Raw genomic sequence first — 17,451 nt, 5'->3', positions numbered from 1 at the left:
ATCGTCTGACCTAAGGACTGCAGAACAGTCAGGTCGGGAAAAACGATCGGCGGCGGAAACACGTCGACATCCGCCGGCCGCGCAAACAGGGTAGCGTGTTCGTCCGGCACCGCCGCGACGAAATCCGATGTTGCAACCGGGCTCGGCTTCCATCGCCAACTCGCACTCCGCGCAGTTGGCGATCTTGTCTTGACGCTTGCAATCAGGCGTCAATCGTACAGAGCCAGATACTGATGAAGGGACTGAATCGCGGCAGCGCCTTCTCCGACAGCGGCCGCAACCCGCTTGACCGAGCCGCTGCGAACGTCGCCTACTGCGAAGATGCCAGGTCGGCTCGTCTCCAGAAAATGAGGAGGGCGGTCTGACGGCCACCTGTCGACGGCATCGGGGCCAGTGAGCACAAAGCCGTTCCTGTCCAGCGCAACACAATCGCCGAGCCACCCCGTATTGGGTTGTGCGCCAAGAAACAGGAAGACGTGCCGGAACGGCTTCGCTTCGATATGCCCCTGCCTGTCCCATACGACAGATTCAAGTTGTGTCTCGCCTTGCAACTCGACGATCTGCGTCCGGACATGAACGGTGATGTTCGCAGCTGCGTCGATCCGCCTGATCAAATAGTTCGACATGCTCGCTTTGAGCCCGTCGCCGCGAATCACGATGTGGACGTGACGCGCAAATCCGGCGAGGAAAACCGCTGCCTGGCCGGCCGAATTTCCACCGCCGACGATAATCAACTCTTCATTTGCGCAGAACGCGGCTTCCATGAAAGTCGCGCTGTAATAGACTCCACGCCCCGCAAACTCGTCGAGACGGGCCAGCGACGGTTGTCGATAGCGAGCGCCGGTCGCGATGACGACGGCACGGGCATACACGTGCTCGTCGCAATCAAGACGAAGGTGAAAGGGCGGTGCCCCGTGGCATTCGATGCCGAGTGCTTCGATCGGTACACCGACCTCGGCACCGAATTTGCGACATTGAGACAAGCCGCGGCCGGCAAGCGCTTGTCCGGAAATGCCTGTCGGGAATCCGAAGTAATTTTCGATCTTCGAACTGGTACCCGCCTGGCCACCCGGGGCCTTGGCGTCGAGAACCGCGACTCTCAACCCCTCGGAGGCCGCATAGACCGCGGCCGCAAGACCTGCCGGCCCCGCGCCGACCACGACCACGTCGAACCGTTCGCCATTCAACCTGTCGGGGCTCAGGCCGATCGCATCCGCCACGGCCCGGTTGGTCGGGCGCCTCAGCGTGTTGCCTTGAGACGTGATGAGTACCGGTATGTCCGCGTCCGTTGCGCCATAACGCGCAAGGAGTACCTTTGCTTCCTCGTGCTCGTCAAGATCGAAGTAGGCCGAAGGCTGGCCGTTGCGGCTCAGGAAATGGCGCAAACCGAAGGTGGCGGCAGACGCGGAACTGCCGATGACCAGAACACCCGCATTCTGATCCTGAATGAACGCGACGCGCCGCAGGATATATGCACGCATGATCGTTTCGCTCAGCTCCGCTTCCGAAATGACGAGCGCGCGTAGTGATTCCTCTTCGATAACGATGACTTCGCAATCACTGGTGGCACGCGCTGTCGCCACCGCAGCGCGGCCGGCGAGGGTTCCGACCTCGCCGGTGAAGCTGCCGGGGCCGTGAGTGCCGAGCACATGGAGACTGTCTCCAGAGCCTCGCGTCGCCTCGATTGTCCCGGAGAGGATGGCGAACATCGGAATGTGCCGATCGCCTTCGGAGAACAGCACATCGCCCGCTTTCAGTGTGCGTCGTTCGCCGTATCGCTCCAGCAGCGCGAACTGTCTTTCATTCAGCCTTGGAAAAATCTGATGGTGACGGCTGCCGCTTGCCACCAGTTCTTCGACCTTGCCTGACGATTTGTCGCTCATGGCGGTGTTCCGAATGGGAGGGCGCACGTTGCGACCCTGGTGAGCCGGTTGTCGAATATCGAGGCGGCGCGAACAATCGGAAAGACGGGGAAAGACGCCGGACCGCAATATCAGCGCAGATTGTGCGCCTGACTTCCGCGAGCAGTAAAGGGTACGAAAAAGGTGAATCGCCTGGCGCCGTTGTCGGCTGTTCACGGCGCGAACGTACCGCGTGCTGGACCGCGGGCGTGCCGCAGCGTATTCACGTCACGTTTCGTTCGCGCGATAGCGGGTCAAAAGGCTATGCAGCCGTTGACTGAGCGCCGGCGTTTCTTCGACAGGCGTAAAAGCGTCGTGTGTCGCCGTGTGGATCGCCTCGAGCACGATGTCGGGCCCGCCCGCGCGGTCACGCGTGACGATTGCCGCGGTCTTCGGACTGCGCAATGCATCGTACGCGCGCAGGCCGTCGACGATGCCGGCGCCGTCAATGCACGCCGCGAGCGCAGCGGCATCGACGATCGCTTGTCCCGCACCATTCGATCCGACGGGATACATCGGATGAGCGGCATCGCCCAGCAGCGTGACGCGACGGTCGCTCCACCGCGGCAGCGGATCGCGGTCCGTCATCGGCATCCTCAGGACCCGCGTCGCGTTCAGGATGAGCGATCGCACGTCGAGCCAATCGAATTTCCATGAGAAGAATACGTCCGGCACCGAGGTGGGTTCGATGACGGCGTGTCGTTCCGCGATCGCGGTCGCGTCGCGCAACTCGAGCACCCAGTTCGCGACGATCTCGTCGGGCGTGTCAGGGTCGCGGACGGGATAGGCGACCAGTTTACCGGTCTCGATCCGGCCGCAACGCAGCATCGTTTGCTGGTCGAGGAGGGGGAAGCGCGTCGTGATGCCGCGCCACATGACGATGCCCGAATGCCTGAGCGGCGCGGCAACAGGATGGAGCTGCTGGCAAACCGCGGAATGTATGCCGTCGCAACCGACCAGCATGTCGCCGCGCGCAGCGGTGTCGCGGCAATCGAAATAGGCGCGTGCCTCACGCGTGTCCTGTTCGAATCGAACCAGCCGGTGTCCGAACCGGACGGCATCGGCCCCCAGTCGCTGGCGAACCGCATTCAGGAGAATGCGCAGCAACGCCGCACGGTGGATCGAATACTGCGGGAACTCGGCGCCGCTTGCGATGCCCAGCGGTTCGCTCAACAGAATCTGACCGACCGAACTCGCGTATACCGACGAGCGAGGCAACATGGCCGCCTTGCCCAGTTCGGATGCGAGCCCGAGCCGGTGAAGCACGCGCGATGCGTAGGGCAGGATGTTGAGGCCGACGCCCGCGGCGTGCACGTCGGATGTCGCCTCGAATACCTGGCACGCGTACCCGCGCGCATGAAGCTCGAGGGCGAGCGAGAGTCCGCCGATACCTGCACCGATGACAATGACGGCTGGCATGTGCGATGTGCGTCCGGTTCGACAGTCCGATGCCCGTGTTCCGAGCCCGGCGTTCGATCACCTTGCCGGCACCGGCGTGCGGACGCATTCCGGGCGCACAATCTCGACGACTTGCTGGACCAACGCTTCGAGGGGCGCGCGTCCGTCGATGCGCAGCTGCGGGACATCGTCGGCGAGGTGCAGCATGGTGGACCTGACCAAACGCTGAAACGGGACGAAATCGGCCGGTCGGCCATTGCATTCGAAGAAGTTCATCTCCCGTTTCCGCTGATGCGCGATTTCGATCGGCGTATCGAGGAACAGCACCGCCTCGGGTTTCGGAAGCGATTGGCACACCGAATAGAGGAATGGCGCAGCCATATCCAGGACCTTCATCTTGGCCGCGAACTTGTACCAGTACGAATCCACGATGACCGGTCGGTGCATGGCCAAGGCGGGACCGATGATCATGTCGTACTCGAGTGCGGCGAGGTAGCAGAACTGCGCCGCACGCGAATGGGGGCCCAGGCGTCGCAACGTCTCCGGCGGATCCAGATCCGGCAACAGGTCGGGAAACATCGTGACCGACGAAAACTGCTTCCAGTGCGCGATCGTGATGTCGGGATAACGATCGGCAATGGCATTCAGAAGTATCGTCTTGCCGCTGGCGTCTACGCCCAGGAGGCAAAAGAACTGGCCGGTTTCAAGCATTCGATCCCTCGCTGCGAAGAATGGCCCTACGGTTTCGACATCGGCGGCGGCTGAACCTTGCGCGCGATTCCGTGCAACACATAACCGATTGCATTCGGCTGTACTTCCATGATCTGCGGCGACGGTCGCTTGTTCCAGACGGTTTCCGGCCTGCTTTGCAGAATGACCAGGTCATCGGGACGAGACCGATGGCGGTCGCTTGCCCACTCGATGTCCTGCGGAACGCCGAAGTGCTGTTCGATCCGCTTCGCGATGCGCGCCAGCGCGACGATCTCGTCCGTGTCGAGACAGGCCGTGTGTCGTCTGTCGGCATGAACCGGCACGCGACAGACCCGATCCTTTTCATGATCGATCGTGTATTCGACTTGCTTCGAAGACAGGTGCCGTTCGATGACTTCCAGCGTGACCTTGTCGACCACGTAGCGATCGGGCGTGGCCTCTCCCGTGACAACACTTTCTCCCAGGCCCCAGTTGGCTTCGATCACGATCTTCGAGCGATCGCCGTTGGCGGGATTCAGCGTGAAAAGGACGCCGGCCGATCGGGCGTCGACCATTTTCTGGATGCCGACACCGATCAACGCGTTTTCGTGCGGAAAGCGCACCTTTTGCCGGTAGGCGATGGCCTGAGGCGTGAAGAGGCTGGACCAGCATTTCCGGATCCTGCCCAGCACGTTGTCGGCGCCGCGTACCCACAGGTAGGTCTCCTGCTGTCCGGCAAAGCTGCTGTGCGCGAGGCATTCGGCAGTGGCGCTCGAGCGTACGGCGACAGGAAGATTGGCGACCCCGAAGTCGCTGGACAGCCTTGCATAAGCGTCGGAAATCGCGACTTCGAACGCTCGCGGAATCTCGATGGATTCGATCAGCTGGCGTATCGCGCGGCTCGTATTCGTCAACGATGCGAGATCGTCGACGACGACGCGGGCCAGCAACCTGTCGAGCGCTTGCCTCGCGGGTTGATCGAGAAACGCCGCGTACACGTCGGTCGCGACGGCGAAACCCGCCGGAACCGGAAAGGCGGCGCGCGTCAGTTCGCCCAGCCTCGCATTTTTTCCGCCCACATGAGCGAGCAGCGCGAGGCTGCATTCGGAGAGCGGGCGGATCCATGCCCCCGCGTCGTTCGACGGCGATGTCATGACAGGATCTGCACTGTTCCCGCATCGCCGTTGACGCGGATGCGCTGTCCCGTCTTGATCAGCCGGGTCCCGAATCCGGTGCCGACGACCGCCGGCAAACCATACTCGCGCGACACGATGGCGGCATGGCACATCACGCCGCCGACGTCCGACACGGTGGCCTTGATCCGGCTGAAGACGGGGGCCCAGCTGGGCGAGGTGACCGGGCACACGAGAATCTCGCCGGGCTGGACTTCGTTGAGCTGTTCGGTGCGATTGATGACGCGAACCGGCCCCTCCACGATGCCGGGCGACGCCGCGCAGCCCTTCAGTTCGCGCTGCTCGCCGTCGGCGGACTCGATCCCGAGCCAGTTGATGACGGTCTCCTGAGTGATGCCCCAGAGCATGATCATGAGCGGGTCCGTGATCGATTCGGGCGGCGTTCCCAGCGCGGGCGGCGGGGACGACTCGCGAAACCGCTGGTAGATCTCGCGGCGCTGCGCGATCTCGTCGGGCCAGATGCGCGGCCCTCTTGCGTCGGCACCGACCGACCATGCGGCGATCAGGTCGTAAAGCGCCGCCTGGATTTCGTATCGGCTCAGGAAGAAGATGTCGTCCGTCGATGCGATGAAGCCGTGCTGAACGAGGATCTTCCCGAACTCGCGCATCTTTTGCCAGAAGACGGTGTGGTGCCAATGTTCGACGAAGAAGTTGTGGTTCTCGACATACGGATACACCGTTCGGGCCAGGTTCAGCAGATCCGCGAACACCTTCGCGTCCTCGTCGTTTTTCACGAGCTGCGCGTATTCGGTCGTGATGCGGTCGCGCTCGCTGCGAATGGCATCGAGGGGGCGTTCGATGGTCTCGCCTTGTTCGAGCTTCTCGACATAGCTGCGCAGCGCGACGAACGGAAAGGACAGGTCGTCGATCCAGCTGCGATCGTGATGATAGAAACCCGTGCCGGTGGAAAAATTGAACCAGGGCTGCTTCGCTTGTTCCAGCGCGCTGCACCATCGCCTGCCGTTCTCCGTTTCCTGCAGGTCGGCGAGTATCTTCGACGGCGGCGCGGCTTGCTTGACGACGGGCGCGATGTCGAGCGCGATGGCAAGGTGCGCGAGCTTCCTCAATTCGTCGTCCGGACGGAAGAGCAGGACGTCGATCCCGGACACCATTTGCGCGACGCTCTGGTCGGAAATGCCCGGAAAGGCCTGCTTGCAGAATTCCAGAAAGGTCAGGTAGGCGGCGTAGCCGAGATTCAGCATCTCGAAATGGTATTGCCAGACCTTGAGCAGGTTCTCGATGGTGCGGTTGTAGGCTTCGAGCAGATGGTAGCCCGAGGCCACGCCTTGACCTTCGGTGACGACGGCTTCCACTTCGAGCTCGGGCAGAGCGCGGATCTCGATCGCCGAGAGCGCTTCGATATGGGCGCGGGTCTTGCGCAGCCACTGCTCGTAGAGTTCGTCCCAGTGCTCGAAGTAATATCCGGCGCGCCGGGTGAAATGTTCGGTGCGCTGCGCGATCAACGCCGGGTCGGTGACCGCGGTCGGGCTCAGATACAGGTATCCGTTCACGATGCGCTGGTCGATACCGAGCGCGGACGGCATCACGAAGACACGCGTGTTGTACTGCGATAACGCGACCCAGATGGCTTCGCAGATGATCGCGTCGAACGGGTACAGCGGCTCGGCATGATGTATCCGGTCCGCAAACCAGAACCGGCTTTCCTCGGAGGCCCGGCGTTCTTCGCTGAAGACGTGATAGTACGGATAGAGCCGCTGCCAGCCTTCGCATCCCGGTGGCACCGCGACTTCGAACGGACTCGGGAATTTCCCGCGCGACGAACGGTTCATGGTCGATCCTTGGTTCGCGTTGCCAGATGAGGGCAACGGGCAGCCATCCCGTTACCGTGCGGATCAGGTCGCAGCAGTCAGGCCCGCGTCGCCGAGCGCGCGCAGCACGCGATCGATCATCCCTGCCGTTTCGCTGCTCTTCGTCCCGCACACGTGCGCTTGCGCTTCTTCGGCGGTTGTGACGCCGTCGAACAGGAAGACAAGCGCGGCTTCCAGTGCGGACAGGGTCACGACCGTGCCGAATTCATTCAGTCGTGCGAACTTCATCGCGCCGTCAGAAAACGAGAAATCGACGTCGAACTCGAGGGGCGGAAGGGCGCGCGCGGTCGTCGGCGGCTCGGCGTCGATCGGGTCACGAGCCTGCGACACATCGAATCGTTTCCCGCTCACCTGGCATTCGGCCCATAGAAATGCGGCGCGGGCGAACGCGGCAATGCGTCGCGCGTAGGCCAGCGACGAGGCCCTGTCCGGATACTCTGGTGTGCGCTGCAAATGCCAGAGCAGGTCGGCGGCGCTCAGGCCTGTGGGTCGGCCGAGGAGTTCGTGTTCCCACCCGGATGGCAACTGACCCAGCGTGCGGTTGCGCCACTTGGACAGCGGATTGGTCCGGCCGTAGCCGGCCAGCAGCGCATCGACCGCGTGGCCGAGCAATTTCTGCGCGGCGAAGACCAGCGTGCGATAGTCGCCGGTTTCTTCATAACCCACCATGTCGATCTGGATCGTTCTTCCTGCGTGGCGTGCAACTTGCAGTTTGAGCCTGGCAAGCGCGGCCTCGGACGGCCGAAATGCGGCGTCGGAGCGCGTCGGCGACGGGCTGCGCAGAAGTTGCCCATGACGTAGCCGGTGAAGCAGCAGACGCTCGTCAAACGTGAACTTCGCGGTATCGGAAACATCCCAGGGCTGGCGGGACCAATCGTCGAGACGACGGATCAGGCTCTCGATCGCGGTATCCGGAAAGATCCGGACGTCCACCACGCATTTGCCCAGCGCCCAGATGACCTCGTCCTGCAGTGGCAGCGCGGCCGCCGGGCGGGCGGTGATCAGGAGCACGTCGAGGTCGGACTTGCGGCTTCCCATGCTTTCGGCCAGCGAACCGACCGCCAGGAGGATGTCGTCGTCCTCGAGTCCGACCATGTCGGCAATACTCGTGCGGACGGACGGCAAGTCGGTCTCCCCCAAATGCAGAAATTCTTCCACATTCATTTCTTTTCCCGTTGCGCGAGTGTCTTGTTCTGGGCGGAACGGCGTGCCGATCCGAAACGATCTGCCCGGGTCAGTCGAATACTTGCTTGTCCAGTTCGTGCATGGTGATTTCGTTGAAGTCGTGGAATCGCTTCCGGAACAGATCGCGTATCTTGCCGACGGCAATATGCGTGGCGCGTTGTTCGATCAACATGCCGGTATACGCGACGTGACTCAACTCGTCGCGCAGCAGCGTATCGAGCAGCTTCACGACCTGCGGCAGCGTTGTGGGCGGGCAGTGGGCGCTGAGCGCATCGCGCTGCAACAGGTGATGGATCGTCGTTCTGATCTCGGCGATATTCATCTGGATGAAATCGTCGACGGTGGGCGGCCTTCCGTATGGCGACCCTTCGACCACGAACAGCGATTGCGCCATCGAGTAGCCCGGCGAGAGCTGTCGCAGTTCGTTGCGAAACGCCGGACTGACGGCGCCGGGAAAGGTCAGGTCCAGCAGCTTCAGATAGAACAGCGCATGACCTGATTCGTCGACCGCATGACGTTTGAGGAGCTGCTGTTCCTCCGCATCCTCGGCACACGCCGCCATCGACCACAGGCGAGTCGCGCCGTCGCCTTCGCGCTCGGCATTCGTGATCAGCGATGTCGCCAGCCATTGCTTGTTTTGCGACGCGCCACGGTAAGCCGCCGCATAGGCGCGCGTGCCGTAGGGAGGATCGTCTTCCAGCGCGGCTTCCAAAGCCGACAAATAAGTCGGGCACCGATCGTCGAGACCCGACTGGGACAAAGCGACCCTCGCGGCGATGTAGATCCGTTCGCTGGTCTCATCGGCATCCAGCAATGCGTCGATAGGCGGCCCGTCTGGTGACGGCACGGGCGTGGAGCCAGCGAGCATCATCGCACGTTCACCTTAGAGAGATTGGGAGCAAGGATCGAACGGCGCGTTGAGTGCAACGAACGCGCGATCGGCGTTAGGGAATTTCGCTGCGATTGCGTCGAGCGTTTCCTGATCGAGCACCAGCTTTCCGTTCTTGATGTGACCGGAAAGCACGATGCCGAGCCGATTTTCCTCGATTCTCTTGGCGGCATCGAGTACATCGTCTTTATCGTATTGCGACATGTTTTTCCCCTTTTCGAGTAATTGACGTCACGCGCTTGGAATAAGTTGGCCTCGGCGCGTTTAACTAAGCTAATTCATGGGGGGTCTTTGTCAAGAAGATTTGATTGGCGGCTTCGATGCCGGAGTGATGCCTGTGGAATTGTGTTTTTTGCGGAATTAACCAGGAGACTGTTCACGGTTTTTAAAATGGCGGGTGAGCTTTTTTGACAGAAAGTCGCTTTGTCGTAAGCCGATCGATAGCGGTGCGAAAGACGCGCCATCGGTGACAGTCGGGGTGATTGGAAGCCGCTCAGAATGGTTTAAGTAGCTTATACATAATCCGGAGATTGTCTGGATCGCGCGTCGGTGTACGGATCGATTTTTAATCGCACTTTTAATTGCTGATTTTCAAGTGACGGATCGAGTCGACATAACTATTATGGGAATCGATCGGCAATCGCTGGCATGTTCGATTGAACATCCGCACGAGTGGGGTGCACGAAACGCAACCAAAGGCACGCGCGATGGAACATGATTTTCAGGGCGTCGATTCGGAATGCTGCGCGAGGGACGACGAATGCTTCGATCTGGGATTGCTGGCGGATGGGTTGGCGAGATCGGGATATGGAGAATTTGTCGCCAACTTCGATCCGCTCGTACCACGGCCGAACGCCTGGCAGGCCGGCCGGGAATCCATTCCCGTTTCGCTTCGGCCGGTGGTCGATTTATTCCTGATGAACGAACCGGTGGAAGCGGATGCAATTCCTGCTTCCCTTCGGGCGTTGCTTCCGGCGTTGACGGACATCGGACTGATTGTCGCGCTCGCCGGGAACCGGATCGCGACGCCGGGGCTCGTGATCTTGCCCGTCTGGGGCAACTGGTTGGTTTGCGAGCGGCCCGGCCCCAATCCCGCGTTTTACTTCGGTGAGGATTCCATCGCGTTGCTCGCGCGCATGCTGCCGCGCAGCGGCGGGGATTGCCTGGATTTATGCACGGGGCCGGGCTTGCACGCGGTGCATTGCGCGCGGTTCGCGAGAAGCGTCGCGGCAGTCGAGATCGATGCGACGGCGGCCCGGCTGGCGTGGATCAACGCGCGCCTGAATCGCGTTGCCGATCGTGTCGACGTGTTTCACGGCGACCTTTATCGGCCAGTCGTGGGGCGGCGGTTCGACACGATCGTCGCGAATCCTCCGCTGCTGCCGTATCCGGACGCACTGCCGGCCCCGCGGGTCGGATACGCCGGCCCGGACGGGTTTCGCATCATTGGACGCATCCTGGAAGGGTTGTCGCATGCGCTGCGTGATGGCGGCGCCGCCCAGATCATCGGGATGACGCTTAGCGATGGGCGCGTGCCGGTGATTGCAGGCCGACTGGAGGGTATCGCGAAGGAGTCGGACATGACGATCCGTTGCAGCGCGCTGTCCCACCAGCGGCTCATGCCGGGCGACGCGTACTTCGATCTCGTTGCCGGCAGCATGATGCACGTGTCCGGACAGGGCGCGTCGCTCGTCGAGGATGCGCTGCGGACGATGCTGGCGAGCCAGAAGTGCAGCCATCTCTGCACGTTTTTTCTGCACGTGGTGCCGGGCAACGGGCGATTCGATCTCGTCGACGTATCGCAGCCCGATCGCCCGGGGTTCTGGTACATCTGACAAAGGGCCAATATGGCGACACTGGTCAAGATCGGGGGCAGTCTCATTCCGGCGCACGTCGAGCCGCTGTGTTCGTCGCTTCGTGAGGTCGCCGGCGATCACCACATCCTCGTGATCGCCGGCGGAGGGCAGCTCGTCGATGTGTTGCGCGCGTACCGGAAGACACTGACGCTGAGCGATGAAACGGCCTATTCGATGGCGATTCTCGCGATGGATCAGCATGCCTGCCTGGTGGCGGAGGTAGGCGGATTCACGGTGTCACGTTCACTGCGGGAACTGATGAAACGACGAACTGTGCCGCAGGTCTTCGCGCCGTCCGACGTGCTTCTGAACTTGCCGATCAACGACGATATCCACATCGACCGGATGACGTCGGACACGATTGCGGCGTTTGTTGCGGGTTGGCTGGGCGCCGATCTGATCATCGCGACCGATACCGACGGCATATACAGCGCCGACCCCGCTGTCGTCCCGGATGCGACGTTTCTCGAACGCGTGCGCGCTTGCGATCTGACGCATCCGACATCGGTCGATGCCGAAGCCGTGCGGATGATACGCCGCTGGAACGTCAGGACCTGGGTGGTGAACGGGACCGTTCCGGATCGGCTGGTGAGATATATGCGTGGCCAACCGGTAAGGGGGACGGAGATCGTACCCGACTGACGGCTGAGTGTCGTCGGTTCGCGCGTCGCGAACGCGAATCACGAGAGCGTGCGCAACGCTACCCGTCGTCGATTTCGACGGCCCGATCTCATGCGTGCGTTCGACCGAGCGAACGCAAGTAGGTCGGCACGTTCGCCTTGGTCGTCGTCTGGACCCGCGTCATGAGCGCGTGATCGATACGATCCAGTCCGTACGTCCGGGCAATGTCGTGCTGCAGCCGGCACCACAGATGGCCGGCCATCTCGGCGTCGACCATCGCCCGGTGCGCACGGCCCGTTTTGGGCAACTGCAGCAGGTCGGCCAAGGTCGACAGGCGGTGACTCTGCGCGTGCGGGTAGATGCGTCTCGCCACCAGCATCGTGCAGGCAAAGGAATGCTCGGCCGGCATGTCGAGCAGCCCGAGCTCCGCCTGCCAGAACCGTTTGTCGAAACCGGCGTTGTGCGCCACGACGGCATGCTTGCCGACGAACGCCGCGGCTTCTTTCATGACTTTCGACGCTGGGGGCGCCGTTGCAATCATGTCGTTCGTGATGCCGGTCAGCGCGACGACATCGGACGGGATGCGTCTTCCCGCATTCATCAGGCTCTGGAAACGGTCGACGACCTGGCCGTCGCGTAGAAGGATGACGGCGATTTCAGTAGCACGGTCGCCCAGATTCGGCGAAAGCCCGGTTGTTTCGAAGTCCAGTACCGCGACGGTCTGCATGGTTGAATCCTGTTACTTCATGCGGTGTTGTTTGGTTTGGCCGAGAGGTTAGCATCTTCGGGCCGGTGTTGCCCCGCACCCTGCCTGATGCTGAATTCGATCAGATTCTCGTAAATCTCCCGTTGTCCGGCAGGCAGCACAGGCCGCAAGGTCTCGCGTCGCTTGTCCGCGTCGAACATCGATTCCACCAGCCACCCCGTCAGATAGACCGCTGCAAGACATCCGCCTGCGGTCGCGACGTTGCCGCGACACACGAGCGGCTGGTCCAGTGCCTGCAGTCCGCGTGCCAGTAGACCGTTTCGCGCGTCGGGATGGGTGGTTGCCCGGCCGTCCGGCAACAACCCGAGCTGTTCGAGAATGAAGGCCCCGGCGCAAATCGACCCGATGCGCTGGCGTGCCGGATCGAGATCGAACGACGGCAGGAAATCCGGGCTCGCCAGCGCGGCTGGTATCCCTTGCTTGCCGCTCGAGAACAGGACCGCGTCGGCGCGATTGGCGTCCGACAGCGGGCCATGAACGGGAATGGGCAAGCCATGCGCGGAATGCAGCACCGGCTGCGCACCGAGAATCCGTACGCGCCAGTCCGTGGTGTTGCGACCGAGAATGTCCCACATCAGGAACAGGTCGATATCGGTGAACTGGTCGAATGCGACGAGAGCGATGTCTTTCAACGCGAACTCCATGAGTAAGCGGCGCCATGCCGGAAGCGGCGGCGGCCGTGATAGAGTTCGCAGCCTATCTGTCCATGCCGCACCATACACAGCCTGTATGGCGATGCCGATGAGCAAACTGACTCGAAACGACTGGATTGCAGCGGGCTTCGATGCCCTCGACGGAGAAGGGTATGCGGGCATCTCGGCCGAGAGCCTCGCGCGACGGCTGAACGTCACCCGCGGATCGTTCTATCACCACTTCCTCAATCGCGAAGACTTCGTCCGGACGCTGCTGACCGCGTGGGAGGACGACTATACGGCGCGCATGCTCGCCTACGCGGCGGACGGCCGTAGCGTGGGCGACACGCTGACGCGCTACCTGCGCATCGCCGCGGAGAAGCGGCCGGGACGCGAAGTGGCGATCCGCGCGTGGGCGCTGCACGACGCGCTCGTGGCGGAATTCCAGCAGCGCGTCGATGCCACGCGTCTGGCATTCGCGGTCGAGACGTCGCGTCGGTGGGTTCGCATGCCGGGTGAAGCCGAGATCGTGGGGCAGGTCGCACACCTGTGCCTGATCGGCGGCCAGCAGGCCGGGCTGCGACGCGACGCCGAGCGGTTCAACCGCTTCATGCAGCGCGCGTTCACGGCCGTCGAGAGCATGCTTCCGCGTCGGCGCGCGTAATGGTGCGATGTCCGTGATACCGGTGACGCATGAATTGCACGGGTATCGAGGAACCGGGTGCGAGCGAGTGCGTCGACCCGTTCGGTGCGTGGTTCACGAGAAGCGCTTCAGGCCATGGGATGACGCGCTCTCCCCAAGTCTCGTCAGACGCGCGCGCCACCGCGATAACGCAGGTGGATCAGCGGATAGGGCCGCCCCTGTCCGTCGAGCGCCGATCGTCCGCAGCGCTCGAAGCCGAGTCTTTCATAGAATCCCGCCGCCAGTTCGTTCTGCTCGTTGACGTCGGTCGACAGGTCGGGATGGTGCTTGAGTGCTTCTTCCACCAGCAGGCGCCCGACCCCCTTGCCATGGTGAGCGGGGTCGATGAACAGCGCTTCCATGTGGCTGCCGTCGAGCAGCGTGAAGCCGATCGGCCGATCGGTTTCGTCGACGGCGAGATCGAGCGGCGCGCCGGGTAGAAACGCCACGACTTCGGATTCGATCGCGCGACGGTCGTCGGCGCTCAGGAAGTGGTGCGTCGCGTCGACCGCGCTGCGCCAGATATCCAGCACGCGTGTGCCGTCGGCCTTGGTGGACTTGCGAATTCTGACCATGGTTTGACGTGGGGTGATTCGGGGGTTCGGAGGACGACGCGCGACAGACGGCGACGCTTCAAGTGGGTTGCCGCTGCTGCCCGCCGCGAAGGGTTTCGGCCCGCTCGATCGCCCGTCGCGCGACGTCCTGCACTCCCGCGCTCATCGGCAGATCGTCCCGGTCGAGTTCGGCGAGATCGAACCAGCGCGCCTTGAGCGCATCGTCGCCTGCAACGGGCGTGCCGCGCAACCATCTGCACAGCACGGCGACCAGCACGTAATGCTGGCGCAGGCCGCCGGCGGCGTCATGATCGAACGCATCCAGCGCGGTGAACACGTCCAGCGCGTCGACGTCGATCGCGGTCTCCTCGGCGATTTCGCGCACGGCGGCGTCCGCGACGGTTTCTCCCGATTCGATCTTGCCGCCGGGAAAGCCCCAGCAGCCTGCGTCGGGCGGATTCGCGCGGCGCACCAGCAGCACGTCGCGCTCCCGAAGAACGACGCCGATCACGGCGGGAACGGCGCGCACGGGCGGCGCGGCACCGGTCGGGAGACGAGACGAATCTGACATGACGGCGCTACATGGAAGAGGGTTCGCACACACGCGAGGGCCGGCGAGGGCTCATCGCGCATCCTCGGTACGCTGCTCGATTGCGCGGATCACGGCGACCATGTCGTCCGATCCATATCCGGCCTGCTCGGCCTCGCCGTAGAGCGCGTGGCAGATGTCGAGCAGCGGCGATGCGATGCCGATGCTGCGCGCGGATTCGGCGACGAGGCGCGCATTCTTCAGCACGTCGGTGATCGCGGCCTGTACCGAGAAATCCTGTTCGACGAGCTTGCCGAGCTTCACGCGCGACACGTCGCTCGCCATCGGGCCGGCGTTCAGCACGTCGGCGAACCGCGCGAGGTCGATACCGTGCCGTTGCGCGAAATGCGTGGCTTCGGTCAGGCCGGTGGCCATCGTGATCAGGAACAGGTTGACGGCGAGCTTCATCGTCAGTGCCGACGGCACGTCGCCGCACGCGAAGCTGTCGCGGCACAGCGGCTTCACGAGCGGGCGGATCGCATCGACGTCGTCCGGTGCGCCGGCCAGCATCACGACGAGCTGGCCCGCTTCGGCCGGCTTGCGCGAGCCCGACACGGGCGCCTCGACGTAGCGGCCCGACGCGGCGACGATCTCGTCGGCCAGCGCGCGCGAGTATTCGGGCGAAGTGGTGCCCATGTTCACGATCACGTGCCCGGTGACACGATGACCGAAATCGGGCGTGCCGCGTCCGAGGATGGTGTCGATCGCGGTGTCGTTTGCGAGCATCATGATCACGGTGCGGCAGGCCGCGAACACGTCGTCGGGACGTTCCGCGACGCGCGCGCCGGCGTCGCGCAGCGCATCGTCGCTGCCGTGCGAACGGCTCCACACGACGAGCGGCGTGCCGGCCCGCGCAAGATTGAGCGCCATCGGCGTGCCCATCACGCCGAGGCCGATGAATCCGACTGCCGTTTGCATGTGCTTGCTCCCGCGATGGTTCGAGACGATCGTGGGCGTCAGTATCGCAGCGTTTCTGCACGTCTGCCATCTTGCCCGCGCGACGGCGGTTGTTGCGTCGCACCGTCTCGCGCTACGTCATATCCGCCAGATACGGCCACGGATAGATGCCGCGTGCATGACCGTCGCCGAACACGAGCCGGACGCCGTAGCCGGCCGCTTCCACGCCGTCCAGCGTCAGGTCGGGCCGCGCATCGACACGGCCACCGTCGAGCCGAATCCGTCGGCATTCCGCGCACGGGCAATCGCTGCGCAACTGCGCATAGCCGATGCGCTGCGTGTCGCCGTCCGGCCAGCGGAGTGTCAGCGCGCGAGTCGGATGATCGAGTGCGATTTCGGTCGGCGAGATCATCGCGAAGCGTCGTCGATTTGCCGGATCGCGATCCGCACGGCCTTGCGCACCTCGGGATCGCGGTCCTTGAGCGCGTCGGTCAGCGCGGGCAGCACCGCACGGTCGCGCAATTCGCCGAGCGCAAGCGCGGCTTCCTTGCGCAGATTGCTGATCGCATGCGAGAGCAGCACGACGATCGCCGGTGCCGCGGCGGCATCGCGCAGCTGCCCGAGTGCCCGCGCGGCGCGCAAGCGCACCTGCCAGTAATCGTCGCCGAGCGCTGTGACGAGCGCCTCGCGTGCGTTAGCGATGCGCAGCTTGCCGAGCGTCGCGGCCGCTTCCTCGCGCACCTGCCATTCGCGGTCGTGCAGCGCGGCGAGCAGTGCGTCGACGACGGCTGCATCGTCGGGCGTCGCGAACCCGATCGCACCGACCGCGGCACGCCGCACGTCCGCATCGGCATCGGTTGTCGCGATGCGGGCGAGCGGCGGCAGCGCACGCGGTGTCTTGAGCCAGCCGAGCACCGCGACGGCTTCGGCGCGCACGTCAGCGGGTTCGGCATCGAGTGCGTGCAGTGCGGGTGCGAACGCATCGGGCACGCGCAACTCACGCAATCCGCGCAGGACGGCGCCGCGCACGAACGGCTCGGGTCGGTCGGCCCAGCGGCACAGCACGGGGCCCGATGTGGTGTCCTTGAGTTCGGACAGGCTCTGCGCCGCAGCGGCGCGCACGCCGTCGTCCGGGTCGAGCAGCGCGCCGCACAGCGCGTCGACGACGTCGGGCTGTTCCCACGCACCAAGCACGCGGGCCGCTTCGCCGCGCACGTCGGCCGACGGATCGTCGCGCAGCGCCGCGGCGAACACAGGTACGAGCCCGGGGTCCTCGAGATCGGCGAGTTCGAACAGCGCAATGCGGCGCACGGATGCGTCGGGCGCGGCGAGGCGGGCGACGAGCGCGGCGAGATCCGGATCGTGTGTGCCGGGCAGTGGGGAGGCTGAAGAGAAAGCGGTCATGGGCAAAAGGTCGGTTCGATGAAAGGGCGCCTGCTCACGGAACGCGGTGCACGGGCGGCGCGGCATGGCGATGCGCGAGCCGTCACGTCGTCGATGCACGGCCCGCGTGCCCGGTCAGCGCAGCAGGTAAGGGATGTCGACCTTGACGGCACCGGTCGGGCAATCGCGCTCGCACGGCATGCAGTACCAGCATTCGTCGAACTGCATATAGGCCTTGCCCTTGGTCACGTCGATCGCGAGCAGGTCGAGCGGGCACACGTCGACACAGACGGTGCAGCCCTTGTCGGCGATGCACAATTCCTCGTCGATCGTGACGGGCGCGCTGCTGCGCAGGAAGATGTCGTGCGGGGTATGGGGCACGGTAG

The 17,451-nt window shown here is 63.7% G+C and carries 19 protein-coding genes; 3 read left to right on the top strand and 16 right to left on the bottom strand.

The window, feature by feature from the left end:
• Positions 1-209 precede the first annotated feature (209 nt).
• The 8 genes from ACN22W_RS11100 to ACN22W_RS11065 form a co-directional block, all read right to left on the bottom strand.
• Positions 210-1,883, bottom strand: coding sequence for an FAD-dependent oxidoreductase (locus ACN22W_RS11100; RefSeq protein WP_419684238.1), 1,674 nt, complete (start codon positions 1,881-1,883; stop codon positions 210-212).
• A gap of 246 nt (positions 1,884-2,129) precedes the next feature.
• Positions 2,130-3,320, bottom strand: a complete 1,191-nt coding sequence (locus tag ACN22W_RS11095) for an FAD-dependent monooxygenase (RefSeq protein WP_419684236.1) — start codon at positions 3,318-3,320, stop codon at positions 2,130-2,132.
• 57 nt (positions 3,321-3,377) lie between these two features.
• Positions 3,378-4,010, bottom strand: a complete 633-nt coding sequence (locus ACN22W_RS11090) for a hypothetical protein (RefSeq protein ID WP_419684234.1) — start codon at positions 4,008-4,010, stop codon at positions 3,378-3,380.
• Positions 4,011-4,036: 26 nt separating this feature from the next.
• Positions 4,037-5,143, bottom strand: a complete 1,107-nt coding sequence (locus ACN22W_RS11085) for a PEP/pyruvate-binding domain-containing protein (RefSeq protein WP_419687411.1) — start codon at positions 5,141-5,143, stop codon at positions 4,037-4,039.
• On the bottom strand, positions 5,140-6,972 hold the full coding sequence (locus tag ACN22W_RS11080) for a PEP-utilizing enzyme (protein WP_419684232.1): 1,833 nt from the start codon (positions 6,970-6,972) through the stop codon (positions 5,140-5,142). Before ACN22W_RS11080 ends, ACN22W_RS11085 begins: the two co-directional genes overlap by 4 nt.
• 63 nt (positions 6,973-7,035) lie before the next feature.
• A complete protein-coding gene (locus ACN22W_RS11075; protein ID WP_419684230.1) occupies positions 7,036-8,175 on the bottom strand; it encodes a hypothetical protein in 1,140 nt (379 codons plus the stop codon).
• A gap of 70 nt (positions 8,176-8,245) precedes the next feature.
• Positions 8,246-9,067: a hypothetical protein gene (locus ACN22W_RS11070; RefSeq protein ID WP_419684228.1), complete on the bottom strand. Its 822-nt coding sequence runs from the start codon at positions 9,065-9,067 to the stop codon at positions 8,246-8,248.
• A gap of 12 nt (positions 9,068-9,079) precedes the next feature.
• Positions 9,080-9,289 (bottom strand): hypothetical protein, encoded by a 210-nt coding sequence (locus ACN22W_RS11065; protein ID WP_048248574.1) that lies wholly within the window; start codon positions 9,287-9,289, stop codon positions 9,080-9,082.
• A gap of 503 nt (positions 9,290-9,792) precedes the next feature.
• On the opposite strand from ACN22W_RS11065, the gene ACN22W_RS11060 reads away from it, so the two are divergent.
• Together ACN22W_RS11060 and ACN22W_RS11055 are read left to right on the top strand one after the other, a co-directional pair.
• Positions 9,793-10,920: a methyltransferase gene (locus tag ACN22W_RS11060; protein ID WP_419684226.1), complete on the top strand. Its 1,128-nt coding sequence runs from the start codon at positions 9,793-9,795 to the stop codon at positions 10,918-10,920.
• A gap of 12 nt (positions 10,921-10,932) precedes the next feature.
• Positions 10,933-11,583 (top strand): hypothetical protein, encoded by a 651-nt coding sequence (locus tag ACN22W_RS11055; protein WP_419684224.1) that lies wholly within the window; start codon positions 10,933-10,935, stop codon positions 11,581-11,583.
• 88 nt (positions 11,584-11,671) lie between these two features.
• On the opposite strand, the gene ACN22W_RS11050 is transcribed toward ACN22W_RS11055, so the two are convergent.
• Both ACN22W_RS11050 and ACN22W_RS11045 read right to left on the bottom strand, forming a co-directional pair.
• Positions 11,672-12,289, bottom strand: coding sequence for a PolC-type DNA polymerase III (locus tag ACN22W_RS11050; RefSeq protein ID WP_048248571.1), 618 nt, complete (start codon positions 12,287-12,289; stop codon positions 11,672-11,674).
• Positions 12,290-12,306: 17 nt separating this feature from the next.
• Entirely contained in the window at positions 12,307-12,972 is a 666-nt protein-coding gene (locus tag ACN22W_RS11045; protein WP_419684222.1) for a DJ-1/PfpI family protein, read from the bottom strand.
• A 97-nt stretch (positions 12,973-13,069) separates the two neighbouring features.
• Here ACN22W_RS11045 and ACN22W_RS11040 point away from each other — a divergent pair, with 97 nt between their 5' ends.
• Positions 13,070-13,624 carry a TetR/AcrR family transcriptional regulator gene (locus tag ACN22W_RS11040; protein WP_419684220.1) on the top strand — a complete coding sequence of 185 codons (555 nt, stop codon included), beginning with the start codon at positions 13,070-13,072 and terminating at the stop codon, positions 13,622-13,624.
• 143 nt (positions 13,625-13,767) lie between these two features.
• On the opposite strand, the gene ACN22W_RS11035 is transcribed toward ACN22W_RS11040, so the two are convergent.
• The 6 genes from ACN22W_RS11035 to ACN22W_RS11010 form a co-directional block, all read right to left on the bottom strand.
• On the bottom strand, positions 13,768-14,217 hold the full coding sequence (locus ACN22W_RS11035) for an acetyltransferase (protein ID WP_419684218.1): 450 nt from the start codon (positions 14,215-14,217) through the stop codon (positions 13,768-13,770).
• Between the two features lie 58 nt (positions 14,218-14,275).
• Positions 14,276-14,767, bottom strand: coding sequence for an NUDIX hydrolase (locus ACN22W_RS11030; protein ID WP_419684216.1), 492 nt, complete (start codon positions 14,765-14,767; stop codon positions 14,276-14,278).
• Positions 14,768-14,818: 51 nt separating this feature from the next.
• Positions 14,819-15,703 carry an NAD(P)-dependent oxidoreductase gene (locus ACN22W_RS11025; protein ID WP_419684214.1) on the bottom strand — a complete coding sequence of 295 codons (885 nt, stop codon included), beginning with the start codon at positions 15,701-15,703 and terminating at the stop codon, positions 14,819-14,821.
• A gap of 112 nt (positions 15,704-15,815) precedes the next feature.
• Positions 15,816-16,094 (bottom strand): gamma-butyrobetaine hydroxylase-like domain-containing protein, encoded by a 279-nt coding sequence (locus ACN22W_RS11020; RefSeq protein ID WP_419684212.1) that lies wholly within the window; start codon positions 16,092-16,094, stop codon positions 15,816-15,818.
• A complete protein-coding gene (locus ACN22W_RS11015; RefSeq protein WP_419684210.1) occupies positions 16,091-17,086 on the bottom strand; it encodes a HEAT repeat domain-containing protein in 996 nt (331 codons plus the stop codon). Before ACN22W_RS11015 ends, ACN22W_RS11020 begins: the two co-directional genes overlap by 4 nt.
• A 114-nt stretch (positions 17,087-17,200) precedes the next feature.
• Complete coding sequence (locus ACN22W_RS11010; RefSeq protein ID WP_048248563.1) at positions 17,201-17,446, bottom strand: 4Fe-4S dicluster domain-containing protein; 246 nt, start codon at positions 17,444-17,446, stop codon at positions 17,201-17,203.
• Positions 17,447-17,451: the final 5 nt, after the last annotated feature.

Origin of the sequence: Burkholderia theae, assembly GCF_048565265.1 — a bacterium.
In the GTDB taxonomy this organism is placed as follows: Bacteria; Pseudomonadota; Gammaproteobacteria; order Burkholderiales; family Burkholderiaceae; genus Burkholderia; species Burkholderia theae.
This window is presented reverse-complemented; position numbering and strand designations above follow the sequence as displayed.

Coding starts and splice junctions, on each gene's coding strand:
- ACN22W_RS11070 (WP_419684228.1), bottom strand. CDS start 9,067: ATGATGCTCGCTGGCTCCACGCCCGTGCCGTCACCAGACGGGCCGCCT.
- ACN22W_RS11025 (WP_419684214.1), bottom strand. CDS start 15,703: ATGCAAACGGCAGTCGGATTCATCGGCCTCGGCGTGATGGGCACGCCG.
- ACN22W_RS11060 (WP_419684226.1), top strand. CDS start 9,793: ATGGAACATGATTTTCAGGGCGTCGATTCGGAATGCTGCGCGAGGGAC.
- ACN22W_RS11045 (WP_419684222.1), bottom strand. CDS start 12,972: ATGGAGTTCGCGTTGAAAGACATCGCTCTCGTCGCATTCGACCAGTTC.
- ACN22W_RS11030 (WP_419684216.1), bottom strand. CDS start 14,767: ATGTCAGATTCGTCTCGTCTCCCGACCGGTGCCGCGCCGCCCGTGCGC.
- ACN22W_RS11095 (WP_419684236.1), bottom strand. CDS start 3,320: ATGCCAGCCGTCATTGTCATCGGTGCAGGTATCGGCGGACTCTCGCTC.
- ACN22W_RS11015 (WP_419684210.1), bottom strand. CDS start 17,086: ATGACCGCTTTCTCTTCAGCCTCCCCACTGCCCGGCACACACGATCCG.
- ACN22W_RS11055 (WP_419684224.1), top strand. CDS start 10,933: ATGGCGACACTGGTCAAGATCGGGGGCAGTCTCATTCCGGCGCACGTC.
- ACN22W_RS11090 (WP_419684234.1), bottom strand. CDS start 4,010: ATGCTTGAAACCGGCCAGTTCTTTTGCCTCCTGGGCGTAGACGCCAGC.
- ACN22W_RS11080 (WP_419684232.1), bottom strand. CDS start 6,972: ATGAACCGTTCGTCGCGCGGGAAATTCCCGAGTCCGTTCGAAGTCGCG.
- ACN22W_RS11075 (WP_419684230.1), bottom strand. CDS start 8,175: ATGAATGTGGAAGAATTTCTGCATTTGGGGGAGACCGACTTGCCGTCC.
- ACN22W_RS11065 (WP_048248574.1), bottom strand. CDS start 9,289: ATGTCGCAATACGATAAAGACGATGTACTCGATGCCGCCAAGAGAATC.
- ACN22W_RS11085 (WP_419687411.1), bottom strand. CDS start 5,143: ATGACATCGCCGTCGAACGACGCGGGGGCATGGATCCGCCCGCTCTCC.
- ACN22W_RS11050 (WP_048248571.1), bottom strand. CDS start 12,289: ATGCAGACCGTCGCGGTACTGGACTTCGAAACAACCGGGCTTTCGCCG.
- ACN22W_RS11040 (WP_419684220.1), top strand. CDS start 13,070: ATGAGCAAACTGACTCGAAACGACTGGATTGCAGCGGGCTTCGATGCC.
- ACN22W_RS11100 (WP_419684238.1), bottom strand. CDS start 1,883: ATGAGCGACAAATCGTCAGGCAAGGTCGAAGAACTGGTGGCAAGCGGC.
- ACN22W_RS11035 (WP_419684218.1), bottom strand. CDS start 14,217: ATGGTCAGAATTCGCAAGTCCACCAAGGCCGACGGCACACGCGTGCTG.
- ACN22W_RS11020 (WP_419684212.1), bottom strand. CDS start 16,094: ATGATCTCGCCGACCGAAATCGCACTCGATCATCCGACTCGCGCGCTG.